Source organism: Allobosea sp. LjRoot9, from assembly GCF_964252745.1.
Classification (GTDB): Bacteria; Pseudomonadota; Alphaproteobacteria; order Rhizobiales; family Beijerinckiaceae; genus Allobosea.
The window spans coordinates 1-16,722 of sequence record NZ_CAXUPC020000013.1; the positions used below are offsets into that span (position 1 = coordinate 1).

Annotated in this window: 18 protein-coding genes; 7 read left to right on the forward strand and 11 right to left on the reverse strand. The window is 56.2% G+C overall.

Annotated elements, in window-relative coordinates:
• Positions 1 to 239: 239 nt before the first annotated feature.
• From ACSQ3P_RS29440 to ACSQ3P_RS29455, 4 genes are all read right to left on the reverse strand, one after another.
• Entirely contained in the window at positions 240 to 995 is a 756-nt protein-coding gene (locus ACSQ3P_RS29440) for an SOS response-associated peptidase family protein (RefSeq protein ID WP_436168982.1), read from the reverse strand.
• Positions 988 to 1,218 (reverse strand): hypothetical protein, encoded by a 231-nt coding sequence (locus ACSQ3P_RS29445; RefSeq protein ID WP_436168983.1) that lies wholly within the window; start codon positions 1,216 to 1,218, stop codon positions 988 to 990. Before ACSQ3P_RS29445 ends, ACSQ3P_RS29440 begins: the two co-directional genes overlap by 8 nt.
• A 124-nt stretch (positions 1,219 to 1,342) precedes the next feature.
• The gene (locus tag ACSQ3P_RS29450; RefSeq protein WP_436168984.1) at positions 1,343 to 1,546 is read right to left on the reverse strand and encodes a hypothetical protein; all 204 of its coding nucleotides are present in this window, start codon (positions 1,544 to 1,546) and stop codon (positions 1,343 to 1,345) included.
• Positions 1,546 to 1,764: a hypothetical protein gene (locus ACSQ3P_RS29455; protein ID WP_436168985.1), complete on the reverse strand. Its 219-nt coding sequence runs from the start codon at positions 1,762 to 1,764 to the stop codon at positions 1,546 to 1,548. Before ACSQ3P_RS29455 ends, ACSQ3P_RS29450 begins: the two co-directional genes overlap by 1 nt.
• 58 nt (positions 1,765 to 1,822) lie before the next feature.
• Between ACSQ3P_RS29455 and ACSQ3P_RS29460 the strand changes: the two genes are divergently transcribed.
• A complete protein-coding gene (locus ACSQ3P_RS29460) occupies positions 1,823 to 2,077 on the forward strand; it encodes a hypothetical protein (protein ID WP_436168986.1) in 255 nt (84 codons plus the stop codon).
• Positions 2,078 to 2,388: 311 nt separating this feature from the next.
• Here the strand turns inward: ACSQ3P_RS29460 and ACSQ3P_RS29465 are convergent, their stop codons facing one another.
• The 3 genes from ACSQ3P_RS29465 to ACSQ3P_RS29475 form a co-directional block, all read right to left on the reverse strand.
• On the reverse strand, positions 2,389 to 2,580 hold the full coding sequence (locus tag ACSQ3P_RS29465; protein WP_436168987.1) for a hypothetical protein: 192 nt from the start codon (positions 2,578 to 2,580) through the stop codon (positions 2,389 to 2,391).
• 129 nt (positions 2,581 to 2,709) lie between these two features.
• Positions 2,710 to 3,072, reverse strand: a complete 363-nt coding sequence (locus ACSQ3P_RS29470; protein ID WP_436168988.1) for an MbcA/ParS/Xre antitoxin family protein — start codon at positions 3,070 to 3,072, stop codon at positions 2,710 to 2,712.
• Between the two features lie 240 nt (positions 3,073 to 3,312).
• Positions 3,313 to 3,741, reverse strand: coding sequence for a hypothetical protein (locus tag ACSQ3P_RS29475; RefSeq protein WP_436168989.1), 429 nt, complete (start codon positions 3,739 to 3,741; stop codon positions 3,313 to 3,315).
• 125 nt (positions 3,742 to 3,866) lie between these two features.
• On the opposite strand from ACSQ3P_RS29475, the gene ACSQ3P_RS29480 reads away from it, so the two are divergent.
• Positions 3,867 to 4,106, forward strand: a complete 240-nt coding sequence (locus ACSQ3P_RS29480; protein ID WP_436168990.1) for a helix-turn-helix domain-containing protein — start codon at positions 3,867 to 3,869, stop codon at positions 4,104 to 4,106.
• 221 nt (positions 4,107 to 4,327) lie between these two features.
• Here the strand turns inward: ACSQ3P_RS29480 and ACSQ3P_RS29485 are convergent, their stop codons facing one another.
• The 3 genes from ACSQ3P_RS29485 to ACSQ3P_RS29495 are packed head-to-tail and all read right to left on the reverse strand — an operon-like array spanning position 4,328 to position 8,430.
• Positions 4,328 to 4,792 carry a hypothetical protein gene (locus tag ACSQ3P_RS29485; RefSeq protein WP_436168991.1) on the reverse strand — a complete coding sequence of 155 codons (465 nt, stop codon included), beginning with the start codon at positions 4,790 to 4,792 and terminating at the stop codon, positions 4,328 to 4,330.
• An 18-nt stretch (positions 4,793 to 4,810) separates the two neighbouring features.
• Positions 4,811 to 6,931, reverse strand: a complete 2,121-nt coding sequence (locus ACSQ3P_RS29490; RefSeq protein ID WP_436168992.1) for a hypothetical protein — start codon at positions 6,929 to 6,931, stop codon at positions 4,811 to 4,813.
• Complete coding sequence (locus tag ACSQ3P_RS29495; protein WP_436168993.1) at positions 6,928 to 8,430, reverse strand: hypothetical protein; 1,503 nt, start codon at positions 8,428 to 8,430, stop codon at positions 6,928 to 6,930. The genes ACSQ3P_RS29490 and ACSQ3P_RS29495 overlap by 4 nt, the downstream gene beginning before the upstream one ends.
• A 48-nt stretch (positions 8,431 to 8,478) precedes the next feature.
• On the opposite strand from ACSQ3P_RS29495, the gene ACSQ3P_RS29500 reads away from it, so the two are divergent.
• Positions 8,479 to 8,763: a hypothetical protein gene (locus tag ACSQ3P_RS29500; protein WP_436168994.1), complete on the forward strand. Its 285-nt coding sequence runs from the start codon at positions 8,479 to 8,481 to the stop codon at positions 8,761 to 8,763.
• A 197-nt stretch (positions 8,764 to 8,960) separates the two neighbouring features.
• On the opposite strand, the gene ACSQ3P_RS29505 is transcribed toward ACSQ3P_RS29500, so the two are convergent.
• Positions 8,961 to 10,232: a hypothetical protein gene (locus ACSQ3P_RS29505; RefSeq protein ID WP_436168995.1), complete on the reverse strand. Its 1,272-nt coding sequence runs from the start codon at positions 10,230 to 10,232 to the stop codon at positions 8,961 to 8,963.
• 521 nt (positions 10,233 to 10,753) lie between these two features.
• Between ACSQ3P_RS29505 and ACSQ3P_RS29510 the strand changes: the two genes are divergently transcribed.
• Genes ACSQ3P_RS29510 through ACSQ3P_RS29525 form a run of 4 tightly spaced genes read left to right on the forward strand, consistent with a single transcriptional unit; the run spans position 10,754 to position 16,085 of the window.
• Positions 10,754 to 12,196 carry a DNA methyltransferase gene (locus ACSQ3P_RS29510; protein ID WP_436168996.1) on the forward strand — a complete coding sequence of 481 codons (1,443 nt, stop codon included), beginning with the start codon at positions 10,754 to 10,756 and terminating at the stop codon, positions 12,194 to 12,196.
• A 31-nt stretch (positions 12,197 to 12,227) separates the two neighbouring features.
• The gene (locus ACSQ3P_RS29515; RefSeq protein ID WP_436168997.1) at positions 12,228 to 13,151 is read left to right on the forward strand and encodes a phosphoribosyltransferase-like protein; all 924 of its coding nucleotides are present in this window, start codon (positions 12,228 to 12,230) and stop codon (positions 13,149 to 13,151) included.
• On the forward strand, positions 13,151 to 15,160 hold the full coding sequence (locus tag ACSQ3P_RS29520; RefSeq protein ID WP_436168998.1) for an ORC-CDC6 family AAA ATPase: 2,010 nt from the start codon (positions 13,151 to 13,153) through the stop codon (positions 15,158 to 15,160). Before ACSQ3P_RS29515 ends, ACSQ3P_RS29520 begins: the two co-directional genes overlap by 1 nt.
• Entirely contained in the window at positions 15,153 to 16,085 is a 933-nt protein-coding gene (locus ACSQ3P_RS29525) for a hypothetical protein (RefSeq protein WP_436168999.1), read from the forward strand. Before ACSQ3P_RS29520 ends, ACSQ3P_RS29525 begins: the two co-directional genes overlap by 8 nt.
• The last annotated feature ends 637 nt before the right edge of the window (positions 16,086 to 16,722 follow it).

A 16,722-nucleotide genomic window follows, 5' to 3' on the forward strand; every position in this document is an offset into this window, starting at 1 on the left:
GTCTGCTTTCGGCCGAGCTACCTCTGCGGGCCTGCTAAATTGCAGCTTGGACTGGCAAGATCGTCGCCTGGTCGACACCACCCAATACGCTCGTGCGCACTTATGGCCGTGCCCAGAGGCGTCGACGGAAGCGCCTCCCAATCCGACAGCCGCTCCGGAGCCCGCTGCCGGCGTTCGCGGCGCGCCATGCGCGATGCAGATGCCAACGTGCCATCGATCAGTCCGATCTCGCGCGTTCGCTAGGCAGGTGGCTCATCCGCCAGCGGGCCGCCCGGTGCCTGCTCCTCACCGCGCTTCACCTGCCGCGCCAGAACGGTGAGCGAACCATCGGGCAGTGGGCGCTGAAGGTGTGAGACCTCAGGCCACGGCGCAGTCATCCAAGCCGCGCGCTCCTCGGGCGTTCGCAAGATCACCGGCATGGCCTTCCAATGAATCGGTTTCACTTCCGCATTCGGGTCGGTGGTGAGAAACGCATACAGGTCCATCTTCTCGATGCCGGTCTTGATCTTCCGCACGCTCTCCCACTGCGAAATCCAAATGCCGGCGAAGCACGCGGTCGGACGGCTCTCGTCGATCGCAAACCACGCATTACCGCCATCGGGGTCCGGCTCAGCGAAGGCGTTCCACGGCACGAGACAGCGGTTCTCCGGCCCGAGCCACCGCGTCCAGTGCTTGGAGCTGGTCTTACGGACGTTGGTCGTTCCACCATCTGGCTCCATGCGCAGCATCTCTTTGAAGTCGCCGACCGGCTTGTTCTTGGCTCTGAGTTTATCCGCTCGGGCGGTCGCGTTCTTGAACAGGGCGTCACTGCTGGACGGCATGCCCCAACGCGTCATGGCGAGGCGTGGGCCGCCTTCATCATTTCGGATGATCGGCGCGCTGTAATCCGGATAGATCGTCGGCTGAACCGGCACGTTCACGCCAGCATCGGCGAAGCCTGCGAACAGCTTCCGTATCGCGTCAACATTCCGGGTGTGGCTGTAGAGGTTACACATCGGATCTGGTCTCCGGAGTCCATAGGTCGCGCGGGTCCGCGTTGCGGTCCGCCTTCTCATCCTGAAGCCGCCGCTGCTCGATCCGTGCTTCGATCAGGGCTGCCTCAAGCAAATCGGCGATCGAGCCGAAGCCGCGGCGCTCGGCATCCTTCGTCAGCTCTTCGATACGCGCTACCAGATCGTTGACGCGGCGTAGCGGGATCTGCGGCACAACCGACTTCACTCGTCCTCACCGCCGATGCGCCGCCGACGCTCAGGCGACAGAGGCTCTGCCGGCAGCATGTCCGACACGTCCCGCGACATCAACCGATGCCGAGGCACGCCGGCTCGTGGAATCCGCGGCCGCCTCATTCCTCGCCCGCGTCAATGTCCATTCGATACAGCCCGTGGAACGTGTCGGGTTCGTTGCTGCCGGCCGCCACAATGTAGATCTCGCTGCTGATGGGTATTTCTCCACACCATCGCCGCACGGTGTAATGGAAGTCGCGGGTCACGGCCTGCATTTCGCGAGCCTTCTGCGGCGACATGCTCCGCTTTGAGCGCTGCACCATCACGCTTCCTCCTCCGGCACCCGCCGTGCGCCATGCGAAAACAAGCCGCGGAGGAAGCCCCTCGATACGGATCTGTCGCGGTCCCGCGCCAGCTCAGCCAGGTCATGCAGGAGCGCCCGGATCGCCGCGCGTTCGCTGCCATGCTCGGCGATGAGATCGTCGATCTCACACTCGATTTCGGTTGCGGGGTCGGTATCCGTACGCGGCTCCGGTGACATGATTTACGTCCTCTGATATGAGAACAAAATCAGAACAAACCAGATCGAGAGTCAAGCCATGGCCAGCGTCGAGACCTTCTTCCTCCAGCCTTTCAAAACCCATCGCAAGCGCCTGGTCCCCGCGCAGCGCGTGCCGGCGAAGACGAAGCATCACGCGCTGAACGACGGCGAGCGGATGGCGCGAACGGCCGAGGGGATAGCGGTGATCCACGTCACGGCCGACGACGAGACCGGTGAGGTCAGCGCACTCGAGGTGCTGGCGCGGCACGGCGCCATCCCGGAGGAGTTCGAGGAGCAGATCCGCGCGTTATGACGGAGAGCGTGCTGACGCTGCGCCGCAACAGCTCTCTGGCGTCATTCAGAAGGCCGATGACGGCGCCCCCGCTCCTGCCAGTCATCCAGTTTGGAGCGCTCCACGCCGATCCTTGCTTGAAGTTCAATCGCTTCCACGACGGCCCCTGCCCAGTCCTCAAGAGGAATGGCAACTGCGTGAGCGTTAAGCACCGTCACCCCTCTTCGGGGGTTAGCGGTTCTCCCAAGCCCTCGCCATAGCTGATCTCAACGGGCTTTTGCACGGGCGCCTCCGTTAGAAGCATCGTCACCAACCACGCCGGGTGACATCCGTCACAGCTTCTTTGCTTCGTCGGCCGCGCCCACCTCGATCGCGCGGTTGGGCCGAAAACCCTGGTTCTCTCGAACACCGTTTCGAGGATAGCCCGTCTGGTTCGCGAACACTCGGGTTCGGCCAACCAAGTAGTCATGTGAACCATGATCATGCCCATGGATCCACAACTCGGGCTTGGTGGCTTCGATCATGCCAGACTCCCGCGCCCAAGGCCGAGGGGGAGTGTGACATTCCTGGTTTGTCACGATGACCCCACAGCATCGCCCCGCACTCAACCGGTGTCTCACGCGCCGCGATCAGCAAGATCGAGCGCGGAGAGATCAGACGAGAGCGCGACGTGCGTCCAGATGGGCGATAACGTCGACAAGCCCGGTCACAGTCTGCAGCTTCTCGATGGGCCGGGCATCGAGGAAGGTGTTCGGACTGGCGAGCCAGCTTGCCGCGACCTCGTCGTCGCCGCCCACAATTGCATCGAGCGAGCAAAACAAGCGCACGAAAAGGACAGCAAGCTCGAAGGGCTTCGTGCCGGGCTCAAGTCTAAGTCCGCCGCGCCTGATGCTCGCCGCTGTGGCCTCGTCGAGACCGATGATCGCGGCAAAGGCTGCCGCAGGAATCTTGAGCTGATCCGCAGCCCGAATGGCAGCTTCGGTGATGACCACGCTCTTGCTGGAGACTGTCTTCATCACGCAAAGTCTCTCGTGGCGGCCGGCAATACTTCTTCGACGCTCCCTTGCTTGAGACGGTCGAGAGGCGTGCCTCCGATGCTCTCCTGAGGCAATATAAGCCAGTGCCAGGCAACCCGTGGATTGCGGACGACCTTCGTCACCTCCGCGATTCCATCGACCGGCCGGCCATCGACGAACTGTGCGAGGGGAAACATGGGCTTCTCGCCAACGGGGGCCATTAGGCGGCCCACCCTGCTGTCACTTCCGAAGCTCCGGGCGCCGGACTTCCCGAGCTTGGGTGACGAGCTGAAGCAATTCTGCGTTCTGCTTCCGAAGCTGCGAAAGCTCGGCCTCCAACTGACCGGTCTTTAAGCCCTCCGGCTGTCCGATCGGCAGAGTATCCAGCCCGATCCACCTTACAAGGAAGTCTACGATCGGATGAAAGCCGTGCAGAACGACCTTAGCTTCCGTGCGATTGGTTCGGCTGTTGCCGCGCTTAAACTTCGGAGACTCGCCTTGGGCTGCACACCAGCCGTCGAAAATTTCCTGCCAGCTGTCTCGGCTTGCCAGATCGCCAGACACGCCCACGACCAGAAGATATTTGATCCGGTCCCTATCGATCTGCACCCACTCAATCTCAAACCTGAGTTCGGGAAAGCCAAGCGCCGCTGCAACAAAGCGTTTCATGGATACTCGCCTGCCACTTTAGCTCCTCGAGTGATCTAGCTATGTGGTCATAACCCCGATGTGCGTTAAAGCGCAACGCGCTATACCGCGTCGCGATAGATGGCTCACCGCAGATAAATGCGGTGATGGATATCAAACAGGTGATTGCCGAGAACGCGCGAGCCGCGAGGCTCGCGAAAGGACTCACCCAAGCTCAGGTTGCGCAACGTCTCGGCGTCGACAGAGCGCATGTAAGCGCCCTCGAAATGGGCCAGCGAAACCCGACCGCTACCAGCCTTTGGCAAATCGCTCAGGCGTTAGAAGTGACAGTCCGCGATCTCGTCGACGAATGCCATCCTTTCGGCAGTCCACGTACGATGGAGTAGCTGTCAGATGACCTGATCCGTTTCCGCCCGTTCCCAAGGTCATGTGCATCAGCCGAACTCGATGCGCAATCGCGCCGCCACACGGCCTCGGTGGGGAGCGAACCTCCGCGGGCCTCATTGATCGAGCCGTAGCTTTAGCGTTCCATAGCCAAGCAGCCCCCCGCACACCAACGCACCGAGTAGGTAGGGAGTGTGGAGATCCGACACGACTGTTCAGAAGACTACTCAGCAGGAGTCCCCCCGAGGTCGCGCACCTGGCTTTGCAGCGCCTGTATCACCCGGTTGGCGTTCTCCAATTCCAACTCGACGATACTGAAAGACGTGAGCAACTCGTTGTAGGCCGTTTTCCACTGCTCGACCCTCCCCGTTACCTCGCGGCGTACCCTGTGCTTGCCGGTTACCATGTCGCGTCGAATCTTCCGCAACCAATCGTTCAGATCCACACGCGTTGTGCTCCTGTGGGCCGGCTGCCCCAAAAGCGAGGGATCGACGCCGGCTAAGCGGCAGAGTTCTGCCTGGCTCAATCGCCCGCCATTGCCAGGATACAGACCATCGTGTTCAAGGATCAGGCGCAGTGCTTCCGCTTTGCCTTTCTCGAGTTTCTGTATCGTTGCGCGCTTTTTTCGCAGCGCCTCGGCTGCCAATCCAGCAGAGTTGTCTCTAGCTGCCGACTTGCTCGTCTTCATCACGGCCCCGAGATCCCTTCATCCAGGCAGATGAGCAGCTTCCCACTTTCGAAGGCGTATGATGATCGGGTGCTCATCCCAAAGTGCAGTGACATCCTCAAAGCGCAGCAGATGATGTCGAAGCTGCCCAATCCAGAAAAGCGCCTCGTAGTTATCCCCCCAATCCTTGATGGCGGCGAGCTTGCTAACAGACATCGAAATGCTCTCTGAAACATCACTGCGAGCTGCGTTAAGCTCCAGCCTACGGTCGCAGTCGGGCTGGCATCGCGACGTGTCGGGATGGCCGACAGCACGCGTGCATGGCCCGACCTGTTGCGGCCCTTTCGTGCAAAGGACGTTCGACCGAACCATGATCCAGGAGCTACCGTTGAGGGTTACGATCTTGGCCGCCTCGTCGATGTCGGTGACTCGCAGTTCTGCCTCGCCGCGTGCTGGCTTACCCCAGGGAAAGCCCTTTAGGCGGGCCCCCGCGCGTCCACCGTGTTCGTGGGAAGTGACTAGAACCTCCTTGGCATTAAGCAGAATCATGTCATGGGCAACTTGGTCCATCTCGGCCGCGATTGCGGTGTCAGCTAATATATAATCGAACAGCGTCATCTTGATCGATGAGTGGCCAAACAGATCCATTAGGATTTTAGGAGATCCGACAAGGGCAAGCGCCCCAAGACGGGCAAGCGTTTTTCGGAAACGATGGTGGTGCAGACCACGCTCGTCGACGTAATCGCGCAAGTCGAGCATCTCCACGAGTCTGTTCAAATTAAGGCTCTTGAGGGGGTCGCCCTGCTGCGATTTCTCCGCTCCCGTTGCAGACGCCTTGAATTGGATCCAGAGTGCATGGACTCCTGGCCGCCGCATTCCTGAAACAAGGCAATTCTGCTGTCTTATGGCTGCAGCAGCGAAAGGATGGATCGGCCAATCCCTATCCTTACCGCCAATGATCTCGACCAGCTTGTAGGTGTGCCCTGTCACACGCCGGCCATCGCCGCCAAGGATCTTGCGCTCGTCGAGACTTTCATCATGCAATGAGAATAGTTCGCTAACACGGGAGCCCATACAAAAGGAGACGATGTAGATGTGGCAGAGCTGGAGGAGGTAGGCCAGAGAAAAGACATACTCTTCTGTCGTGACGCCGCCAATTCTATCGATTGCAATCGGTTTACTCTTGCGCTTCTGCGACAGAATGATTTTGAACGGAATCTCGTCAATAGGCCTCCCGTGCGGGTCGCGCCAACGATGATCCTCCAAAATTTTGGCGCGCCATTTTATCATACTTCTTGAGTCCAAGCCGGACGGCTTGTCGCGCAACCTACCGTGGAGTCTAATAATATTTGGGCCCAGATTCTCGACGAACCAGATAACCCTCCAGCCAGCCTCCGTCACGAACCGATCAGGCAGAGGCTTGAACCGTTCGCGTGAACGCAGAACCTGCGCCTCATCGGCAGTGTCCCCTTGCTCATCGGGCTTTCCGGCGTGCCCGTCTCCCGCAGATGCCACACTTTTCTGCTTCTCGATTGGCTCTGGCATCCCGACGAGTTTGTAGACATTGGCCAATGCAATCGGAAAATCCGGCCAATCAACTACAGCCTCGAGCGTTCTCAGCTTCGATACCTCGCTGAGCGCCCAACCGACAGAAGAAGATGTGCACTTTACCGCTTCGGCAAAATCTCCAAAAGTTAAGTGCGCGAACACGGTAGATTTGTTGGGTCTGTGGGTGAGGGCCCACGCCGAGAAGCGTAGCAAGCGTCGACAGAACTGAACCCACGTGCCTGGTTTTGGTAGATGACCTCTCCGCCGGCGCGATTCGCGAGGGATCAGGAGGGCGGCAACGACGATGATCCGGAGCACATCAAGCACCTTCCCGAGCTTTTCCGGATCACGACTGGTAGCTGGCGGTACACCACTCATAAGGTCAACGGAGCGCATGCTCAGGATGCTCGCCGGACCGGCCGGAACCATGGATTTTGGGACCACGTAAACGGTTCCCCCTAATGGGCATCCTGGAAACAATTCGAGGCCATAAAGTTCACTCCGGGACAGTGCGGGAAATGCGCGCCCCGACAGGTTGACGGCGAGGCTCTCGCGCCACTCGTCGAAGGTTTTCTTCGAAGAGCGCTCAGGGTTGGGCGCCGGCGCAATCATCCTCTTGCTCCGTAGTAACCTTGGAATTCGAAGACAAAGTGCGTTCCAGCCGCGATTTTAGAGCGCCAGAATTCGATTCGAACTTCGACGAGAGCACGGTCGAACAAGTTCAGCGCCTCATCGAGCACCTCCTCCTCGTCCGGAAAGCTAGACTCAAGCCAAGTGATCATCCCCAAGTTAGCGCACACGTGTTCAAGCTCTGCCTTTCTGCGGCACAGACCCTCAATGCTGTCCGCGAAAAGAAGTGCATGGCGACAGAGCACGCAACGTTGAACCATGCATCCAACTCCCGATGGATGCCCCGGGGCGATTTCAGGCGGTGGGTGATTAAAGTCGCGACAGCCCATTCCCATCCGAGTGCGATTTCGCCCCTGTTCGAGTCGCTCGCGCTCCTGATCTGTGATTTCTCCGCGTTCAACCATCTGCCGCAGGACCGCTCCATCGATGAGCCGGCGCCCACGAATTTCGGTCCAGATTACGCTAAGCAGGGCAGAGACGCGCTCCTCGCTGTATCCACGCCAACGACGCTGGCGGAAGTAATTCCTCAGTGCATCCATGCTTCTGTGGCCAGCTGCGATCTTTGCGATGAGCCAGCTGTAGCCACTGTGGACGTACGAGAAGCCGATCCAAGCATCGCGGAAATCGCCAGGCTTAATTTCGACCACACCACCCTTCGAACCCCGGATGTCGTACTTTGCAACAATTGCGCGAAGTACGACGCCTGGATACTTGAAGGTTTGCCAGGGCAACAAACAGCCAACGGAAAAATCGCTACGGTTTACATAGATCCAGGGGCTTCGGATCATGATATAAAGTCGATCAAACTCGCGCTGCAGCTCAGCAGTAGGCGCAGCGGCCTCATTGATTTGTGTCTCTACCTCGGCAAGTTGGCGCCGCAGCTCTTGCCGAAGAGGTTCGGTTCTAGCGATGAGAGCTTGCAGAAGCCGCTCGGGATAAAGTTCCGGTTTCCTGAGACATATCGCCGTTTGGATCGTTTCAGTCTTGCCCTTTTTCGCCTGAATAACAGCGAGATCATTGTTGAGCGGGTGCAACCGGCACCAATCGCCATCAAGATCCAGATTGAGGGCGGTGTCTTGATTCCAACCGGTCAAAACCAGAAGCAACAGCAAGAAGCAGGTCGCCTCCCACGCCGACGGATATTTCCATCGCAGGGCTTCGCTCAGTCCCCCGACGCCAGCATCCGCTTTCTCGGCTGGGTCCGTCGGCCCATCCATTCCCGGGACACGATATGTGGGAATGAGAACGCCTTTACGGACTTGATCCGGAACGTCCCACGCCGAGGCTGGCAGAGGCTGAACATGTTTCTCGAAAAATGTTTGAAGGAACGATCGGGCCTTAGAATCAACGGTGGCGTCCGAAACATGGTCGCGCTGAATGAGATCGTCGCCAGTTTGCCACATCAGTTTTATGGCACGGACTTCAGACTTGATCGCCCGGTAGACGCGTCGCGTGGTAGCGTCGTCGATAGTTTCGATCATAGCCAGTGGAGCATTATAGCTTGGAGGCCAGTTGAGAGGTGGCAGACCGTGATGCTGGCGGCTCGACAAGAGGATGCGTGCGACGTCCACGTAAAGACCGCCGAGGCTGCGACGCAGAAATCCGCCATGCGCGTCGGTCAGGTCGGCAATCCGCGCGACCTTGAACCCAATCGGGAGTTCATCCAGAACGCGCCAAGCGGCACGAAGGCTCGTTTTAATCCGAACCCAAGACCTCAGCGGGCGATGGCGACAATTCTCGTAAAGGTAGGGAAGAAGATCATCAAGGAGCTCGGGTTTTGGGCCGATTGGTCCCCTCCATTTGCCGGTGCTTGAGATCGTCCGGCCTTTAGCAAACTCGGAGAGGTCCACGGGAAACGATGGCGATCCATTATTGGGCGTCGAATTGAACCTGATTGGATAGACCCGAACTGCGACGACATTGCTATCGTCGCTCGGACCGAGTTCGGATGCCCCATGGCCCTTGTGTCTTTGGCGCGTTGGGTTACTCAGTGGCCGCCTCCGTGAGAACATCAGCCAAGATCACGAACTTCATCTTCATCGAGAAAGCAGTGATAACCCAAATACGCATCGGACACCGCGATGCTTTCGTGGATCCACTTGAGGTAACGCTCGGTCGTCTCGTCACTAGCGTGTCCCAGTTGCGGCTGAATAATTGTTTGGATCGCGGACAGACCTACTTCGTGAACCCAGGCATCCGGCATCTGGTTCAATACAAGCCGAGCCCTTTGCGCCTGCAGCTCGAGATGCTCGAGAAGTGTCGTGCAGGCCCAGTAGTGACGGCCCGCGTGGGGAGACCAGCCTTTAAAGGGGAGAGCAGGAACGCCCACCCAGGCCTCGTAGAAAACCTGATAAGAAATTGGCTCACCAATATACTCGCTCAGGAAAAGACGAGATGGCGGCTTCTTGTTCGGGTTGCGCTCGATCCACTCTGCCCGCGCCCGGAGACGCCCCCTGCGCTGATATCTGTGGAGTTCCTCCGCGAATGCCATTCGAAGCCTAATGTTTCGCGCTACACCGTACTTCGTTCCGTGAACTAATTGAACGACTGCGTAATCGCCGAGAATTCTCCACTCCGCCGTATCATCCGGCAGATAGGAAGTACGCCACTCCACGGCTTCATCTCGCCGGACAGCTGTTTCGAGAACCGTCTGACATAATAGCGCCTTCGTGCGACCGTAGCGCGCCCTTACCTGCTTAAGCCACCGGGCGACCTCTTCGGCCGTGGGTAAGCGCAAATCCAGAGGGTCTTGACGCACGGCTCCAAGCCTAACTGTTTCGCCTTTGGCTTTTCCTCGCGAGCGGCTTGATGAGATGCGGATGCGTGCTTGATCAAAGCGTTCCCTGAATCTTGAGAACCCAGCCCACTCTAGGAAGTGACATGCAGTCGAGATGCGCTGGTTAATTGTATTCGGAGCAAGGCCCTCCCCACGCGCTGACCATCGACCCATTTGCATGTCGCGCTGATAACCTTGCACGAGATGACGTTTGTACTCTATCCGTCTCCAATCGACCCCTGCCCATTCGGCCCATTCCATGAAATTCAGCAAGTGCCGAGCTAGCGTTACCATCGACTTTTTTGTGTACAGCCTGACCTCTTGCCCAAACGCCTCCCGTACGACACGTGGAAGCTTCGCTGGATGCCAATCGCCGTTTGCTCGAAGCCGGATGTAGAGGTTAAGTTCACGTGGATAACGATAACCGCCGAGGAAGATAACAGGCACGCCAACGACGCCTGGGTAGCCAGCCAGGCGTATCCGCACCGCATCGGGAATGTGAACCACGCCCATTGCTCCATTAAAACCAACGAATGGGCACTGCTGCAATACTAGATGTGTAGTCGTGGCGCCCCGAGCGATTGTTGGGCACTCAGTTGATGGGTAAATGCCCCTCTCAAATTCCGAGGTCGCTGTGGAAGGTGATCGCGCGGCCGCCGCGACGACAAGATCGGCAGGAAGCGGCCGAGTTCGGAATGGCCGTAGCGACCTATTTGCCCAATACGCCAGACAGAAATGAACCGGCCGCGGCACGATTACCGGGGCGCGAGCATCCCTATCGGCGACGGCACGCCCGTGCACCCACGCGGTCAGTTTCGCCGTTGCCGGGCACCAGGCCCCCTCGGCGACCCCGCTTTCGCAGAGAGTGATACCTTGCTAAGGACGGCTTAGTTGGGACTTAGAAACAGAAGGAATCGACCAGTTGTCCGACCCGGGCGCGCAATCATCTGAAGCGGAGACGACATTGCGCCTTATGTCGCCGGAGAAAAACATTCAGGTCGAGCGAAAGTATTTCGCCCAGATAAGGCTTGAAATCAGCAACTTATCTAACTGTGAGCGGAGCGACCTGGTTCGCGCGTGTAATTTTGTTTAGTGAAACCAACAATACAATTGTAAAAACTGGTGAAGTTGTAGGGAAATCTTCCCAACTAAAACTTGCGTATCGCGCGCACATTCAGCGTAGATTCTGGGATTTTACAGAAAAACTCGAATTACTAATTGCAGAATACAGATCCAAAGGACGCGCAATCGAAGTTGATTTCAGGAGTCTTGTCCATCTTGGTGCCGGAATCGACCGCTACACCCATCTTATTCATCCCTATCCTGCAAAATTACTTCTTAACATACCATTGTTTTTCCTGAATTCCTCCCAAATGTGCCCGCCAGAGGGTATGGTTTACGACCCCTTCTGCGGATCTGGGACGGTGTTGTTGGAAGCAATCTTATCGGGCCGTCCTTGCATCGGAAGCGACTCCAATCCGTTGGCACGGCAGATTGCCCATGCCAAAACTACTTGGGTCGATCCGAAGGAGCTTTTGCAAGCCATTGAGCATGTCCTAAAATTCGAAGGTACGGCTGCACTCTTTACGCCGGTAATGGATCCGACAAGATGGTACTCTGATGATCACCAACTCCAATTGGGGCGGCTTCTCAGCGCAATTAGGACAGTATGCGCCGGTGCAATCCGCGCGTTCATGGAAGTGTGTTTTTCAGCCTGCGTGAAGAGGCTTAGCGCAGCTGACCCTCGCCTCTCCGTGCCCGTCCGGCTGAAAGGCGAGGCATTAGCGCGCCATCTCGAAGGCCTCCCCAATGCTCGCGAACTATTTCTGAGGATTGCCACCCAAAATGTCAGTCGGATTGAGAAACTTCCTCAAGGCTGCACTCCTGGCTCAATCTTCAATGACGTAAGGGAACCACTCAACCAAGGAGCAGGCCCAGATGTCGATCTTGTCTTAACCTCACCGCCTTACGCAGGAGCTCAGAAGTACATCAGAGCATCTTCTCTGAGCTTAGGCTGGCTTGGGCTCGCGCCTGACGCAAAACTCCGAAACCTCGAACGCTTAAATATTGGACGCGAGCACTTTGCACAAACCGAGTTGCGAGACATAGGTATTGACGCCCGGATAGGCGCAGACGACATCCTCGAGGAAATACGCTCCGCCAACCCCCTCCGCGCACACATCGCGGGGAAGTACCTCGAAGAGATGGAACATGCAGCCGATGCCATCGTGGCCCGAATGAAGCCAGGGGCGAAGCTTGTTCTGATAGTGGGCGACAACCAAGTTTGCGGTAAGAGCTTCACAACTACCAAATTCCTTCAGCGGATCTTTGAAATCCGAGGCCTTCACACCAAACTGGAATTAGTTGATACGATCAAGTCGCGCGGACTGATGACTAAGCGCAACAGGACGGCAGGCACAATCGAAAGAGAACATGTCTATATTCTCGCCAAGCAACGCGGAGAAATTTGAATTGGATCGGGAGGGACTCGAAAACTACCTGATGAACAAGCTGAAAAAGCTGACCGAAACGACTTGGCACGGCCGGATCCTTGAGCCGGACATAAATCGGTGGGTCGCCCAGTTTACCAAATCTGCCGACGTGGCAGACGACGAGCAGCTCCACGCGCTGTATCTCCTAGGAAACTTCATCTACTTTGGCCAGAATGAAATTCGCGAGCTTTTGAAGTCACTTTACCGCGATCTCTATCGGACACCAGCGATCCATACGATCAGGAAATCCAATGGAGACACCGCGGACTGGAACGTCTTAGAAAAAGAGTTTCATAAACATCAAAATGCAACTCGCTTCCTAGGTGTTGGTAACCCCTCAGAAAGCGGTGTACACCTCCTTTATTACTTCAGGCAGGAGAACAATCTTCCAAGAACGCTGTTTATTCATTCGCATCAGGTTTTTTCGCGCGACACGTCGACTGATATTCCGACACTGCGTTTAAGAGATGAAGATATTAACACCTATGTCTTCATCGATGATCTATGTGGATCAGGAACTCAGGCGAGCGATTATTCGAAGGATATAGTTGTACCGCTCCGCAAGCTCAAACCGGATGTGAGGATACATTACGTCGTTCTATTTGCGACAACGGGAGGCCTGCAGGCCATTCGGGATTTGGGACAGTACGATAACGTATCGGCTGTATATGAATTAGACCAGAGCTTTTGCTCATTGGAACCCGAGTCGCGGATATTCAGCCATCCAAATACGCCGTTCGACCGCGACAAAATCAAGAACACGTGCTTAAAACATGGATCTAGCCTCTGGGCAACACACCCGCTTGGCTACAAGAATGGCCAACTCCTACTTGGGTTTAACCACAACACGCCCGACAATTCGTTACCGATATTTTGGCGGGAAACATCTACTTGGCGTCCAATATTCAAGCGCTATCATAAGGATGCCAGCTGATGCAGGGCACTCGAAAAGGCAATCCGTTCGGAATCACGAAGGCCGTCGATCTTAATGATGAGCAGATCGAGAACCTCTGGGTAAAAATATCTGCCGCGGATGACAGCACCGTCACAGAGCTCGACCATCCAGCTTCGCCGATGCCCACCTATATCCTCGGGGCGAAGGGCAGCGGCAAAACACATTTGATGAGACATCAGGCGTTCGACCTTCAACGCCTGCGCTACAAAGAAGCTGGGCTTTCGGTAGGCGAAGGCGTCATGGCCGATGGCTACATTGGACTCTACGTACGATGCAGCGGTCTACACTCAAACCGATTTACTGGGAAGCGCCAATCCGAGGAATTGTGGCAGCAGCTTTTTGCCTTTTACTTTGAGTTGTGGCTCGCTCAACACGTCATCAGCCTTGCCATGGCGATTCAGCATGACGCGCCTGAAGCAGATGAGAAGGGTGTCTGCGATGGTATCGTAGCCCTCCTCGACAAGCAGCCCAGCGGCCCAATCGACTCGTTTCAAGAACTGCGCGAGCACTTGTCCAAAGCTCAGCGCACACTTGATTACGAGATTAATAATTGCCTAATTACGGGCCGTTTGGACATTGACATCATAACTTCACCGGGGAATCTCATATTTGGTATTCCGAAGGTCTTAGCAAGTAATTTTGAGTTCCTTAGAGACGTACTCTTTGTCTACTCGATTGACGAGTTTGAGAACCTTACAAAGGATCAACAAATCCACGTAAATACGCTATATCGTGAACGTGAGCCGCCTAGCACTTTCAGAATTGGCTCGAGGAGCTATGGCGTCCATACGTTCGAGACGAATAGCGCCGGCGAGGAGAACATCCAGGATTCCGAGTATTCCGTGATTCGCCTTGATGCAACCTTCCGCGAATTGACCGAGCAATATGCGTCCTTTTGTCGAACCTTGATCTATAAGCGCCTGGAGGACCGCTACGGGAAGGGTACATTCGATGTCGGCAGCCTAGGTAAGCATTTTGAAGATTTCGACCCGGCGTGGAACAGCGCCAGTTGGGCCACAATAGCGCAAACGCCATCCCCTGATCGCGATCATTTTCGAAAACTGCGCGACGTGATCAGCAAGCTCCCACCGGTTGTGACCTACGACGATGCGCAGATCGCCCTTCAAGTTCCCTCTTCCCCCCTCTTAGAGAAGCTGAACATACTCCTCTTCTACCAGGATCTTGCAAACGGTCGACCACTTAAAGACGCTCTCATTGAAATCGAACGGCTTTGCGCCGATTTTACTCTGGGCAATTCGACAAGATACAAGCAGGCCTACAATCACTATTCGCGCGACCTCGTTGCCCAGTTGCTAAGGGAAAATCGAACCCCTCAGACATATGGCGGTCTTAGAACCTTCATTAGGATGTCAGCGGGCATTCCGCGCGCCCTCCTAACTATTCTACGGTCTATCTACGAGTGGTCCGTATTCTCCGATGAGAAACCGTTCGAGGGCGGAGAGATTTCTATACGCTCCCAGCACAAGGGCGTTATTGACGCTTCTGACTGGTACTACAGCAATATGCGTAAAGCTGGAGAAGAAGGCCTGCTGCTGCAACAAGCGATCGAGCGGCTCGCTAACCTGTTTCGCATCCACCGTTTTGGTGACAAGCCGATCGAGAGTTCTCTTTCCAGTTTCAGTATCCCAGAAAGGGGTATCACGCCTGGTGCTAGGCATATCTTGCAGTTGGCCGAAGCGCGCGCCTTCATCCACCGCTTGCCCGGCACGCAGAAGGAGCGCAATTCCGAAGATATCACGTCAAAATTTCAGATCAGCCCCATGCTCGCGCCACGCTGGGACCTACCCATGATCCGCCGTGGCGTGGCTCCTCTCTCGCCGGACGCTTTCAACGCGATCTTCGACCCGGCTATGAATCGCGAATATACGACCCTCGAATCCGAATGGCGCCAGAGAGTTTCGGCAGGAATTCGGAACGATAGCGCAATCGGCGTCAAGCACCAGCAGATTGGGCTATTCGATGTTTGACTACACCTACCAATACAAGGTCGCCTTACAGATTGGTGACCTCCCGAACGAGAACTGGGATCTATTTATCTCGGGCTTTAGCACCGCGGAACGGGTAGCGGGCGTTTTTGATAGGGTCGTGGCAGCGAGAAAAGATTGGCTTGTTCACAATGAGTACGGGTTCGCGCAAGAGATCATTCCTTCGGGCGCATTTCAATCTAAAAACACTCGCGAAGACGAGTACATGTTGGAGTATTTTGAACGGCTTGGAAGTTTTGATTTCTCTTCGAGAATTTGTATAGACGTGACCGGATTTATGCGGCCGCATATGATGTATGTAGTCAATTACCTTAAATTAAAGGGAGTAAAAAAATTTGATATCATTTATACAGAACCCGGACATTATTCTAGCCTCGATCAGACTCTGTTCTCGAGTGAGCAAGTTCATGAGGTTCGCCAAATCGCAGGTTATGAGGGATTTTCTAATAACGATACGAAAAATGATTTCTTGGTGGTTGGCGCGGGATACGAAAATCGTCTGATATCTGAAGTTGCGGAGGAAAAGGAGAAAGCTACGAGGGCGCTCATTCTAGGGCTTCCGTCCCTGCAAGCAGACATGTATCAGCAGAATGCTCTACGCGCCCACGCCGCCGCGGATTCTCTTGGCGATATTAAGCGTCGAATTTTCGCACCAGCGAATGATCCATTCGCCACAGCGACAATATTGAGTCAACTTATAGAAAATGAAGAGCGTGCAGAACCGATAACAAACCTGTTTTTGTCACCACTCTCGACAAAGGCTCAAGCACTTGGCTTCAGCCTATTTTTCTTGCGAGAGTGCGCGAGCAGGTCCGCGACAATTATATACCCATTCAGCAGCAGTTATTCCGCGGATTCCAGCTCACGGATTGGACGGATTTGGAAATACTGCGTCGAATTTCATTAAAATTAGGGACAACTGTCGGAACACCCGGTGATGACGGCGCCGGCCGCCCGCTCGTCACGCGGCTCACAGAGGGCCAGACGAATGACCAGAGCGGCGCCAGGCTCATGACCGCTGCTGACATGATCGAGGTGAACGACAGAAGATGGGACTGGTGCTCTCTCGCCATCTCTTGGGCAATCATTCGTCCCTGCGACCGTCCAACAACTTACGCCCGCGAGATAGCGAGGCATCCAGTGGGCCGATTGCATCCCCGGACATGTCGGCAAGCATGTAGGGCACAGCTGGCCGCTCCCCGGCATCAGAAGGGACACCAACGGTTCGACGTCCACGGCTCCGTGCTGAGCAAAGGAGGGGGAATACCCTGCATCTCGATTATCGAACCGGATGACGCGATAACCCAGTGCGGCTAGTTCCCGACAAAAGGGTTCGGCCCAGCGGATCATCCGCGTCCCGGTTCTGGAGATGAGCAGGACGGCCTCAGCCATTTCCTCGCTGAGGCTGTAGTCCTGAGCCTAGCTCGCCATCCGAAATCACGTCGTACGACCGGGGAGAGCAGGCCGCCAAAAGGCAGCCAAAACTGAAGCGCCAATCGTTCAGGGAGGCCGGACTGGACCCGGCACTTCCCGCCCGGGAAGCC

Bases quoted from the DNA above. Each gene is read 5' to 3' on its own strand.
- ACSQ3P_RS29440 (WP_436168982.1), bottom strand. From the start codon at position 995: ATGTGTAACCTCTACAGCCACACCCGGAATGTTGACGCGATACGGAAG.
- ACSQ3P_RS29450 (WP_436168984.1), bottom strand. From the start codon at position 1,546: ATGGTGCAGCGCTCAAAGCGGAGCATGTCGCCGCAGAAGGCTCGCGAA.
- ACSQ3P_RS29455 (WP_436168985.1), bottom strand. From the start codon at position 1,764: ATGTCACCGGAGCCGCGTACGGATACCGACCCCGCAACCGAAATCGAG.
- ACSQ3P_RS29460 (WP_436168986.1), top strand. From the start codon at position 1,823: ATGGCCAGCGTCGAGACCTTCTTCCTCCAGCCTTTCAAAACCCATCGC.
- ACSQ3P_RS29465 (WP_436168987.1), bottom strand. From the start codon at position 2,580: ATGATCGAAGCCACCAAGCCCGAGTTGTGGATCCATGGGCATGATCAT.
- ACSQ3P_RS29470 (WP_436168988.1), bottom strand. From the start codon at position 3,072: ATGAAGACAGTCTCCAGCAAGAGCGTGGTCATCACCGAAGCTGCCATT.
- ACSQ3P_RS29475 (WP_436168989.1), bottom strand. From the start codon at position 3,741: ATGAAACGCTTTGTTGCAGCGGCGCTTGGCTTTCCCGAACTCAGGTTT.
- ACSQ3P_RS29480 (WP_436168990.1), top strand. From the start codon at position 3,867: ATGGATATCAAACAGGTGATTGCCGAGAACGCGCGAGCCGCGAGGCTC.
- ACSQ3P_RS29485 (WP_436168991.1), bottom strand. From the start codon at position 4,792: ATGAAGACGAGCAAGTCGGCAGCTAGAGACAACTCTGCTGGATTGGCA.
- ACSQ3P_RS29490 (WP_436168992.1), bottom strand. From the start codon at position 6,931: ATGATTGCGCCGGCGCCCAACCCTGAGCGCTCTTCGAAGAAAACCTTC.
- ACSQ3P_RS29495 (WP_436168993.1), bottom strand. From the start codon at position 8,430: ATGATCGAAACTATCGACGACGCTACCACGCGACGCGTCTACCGGGCG.
- ACSQ3P_RS29515 (WP_436168997.1), top strand. From the start codon at position 12,228: ATGAACAAGCTGAAAAAGCTGACCGAAACGACTTGGCACGGCCGGATC.
- ACSQ3P_RS29520 (WP_436168998.1), top strand. From the start codon at position 13,151: ATGCAGGGCACTCGAAAAGGCAATCCGTTCGGAATCACGAAGGCCGTC.
- ACSQ3P_RS29525 (WP_436168999.1), top strand. From the start codon at position 15,153: ATGTTTGACTACACCTACCAATACAAGGTCGCCTTACAGATTGGTGAC.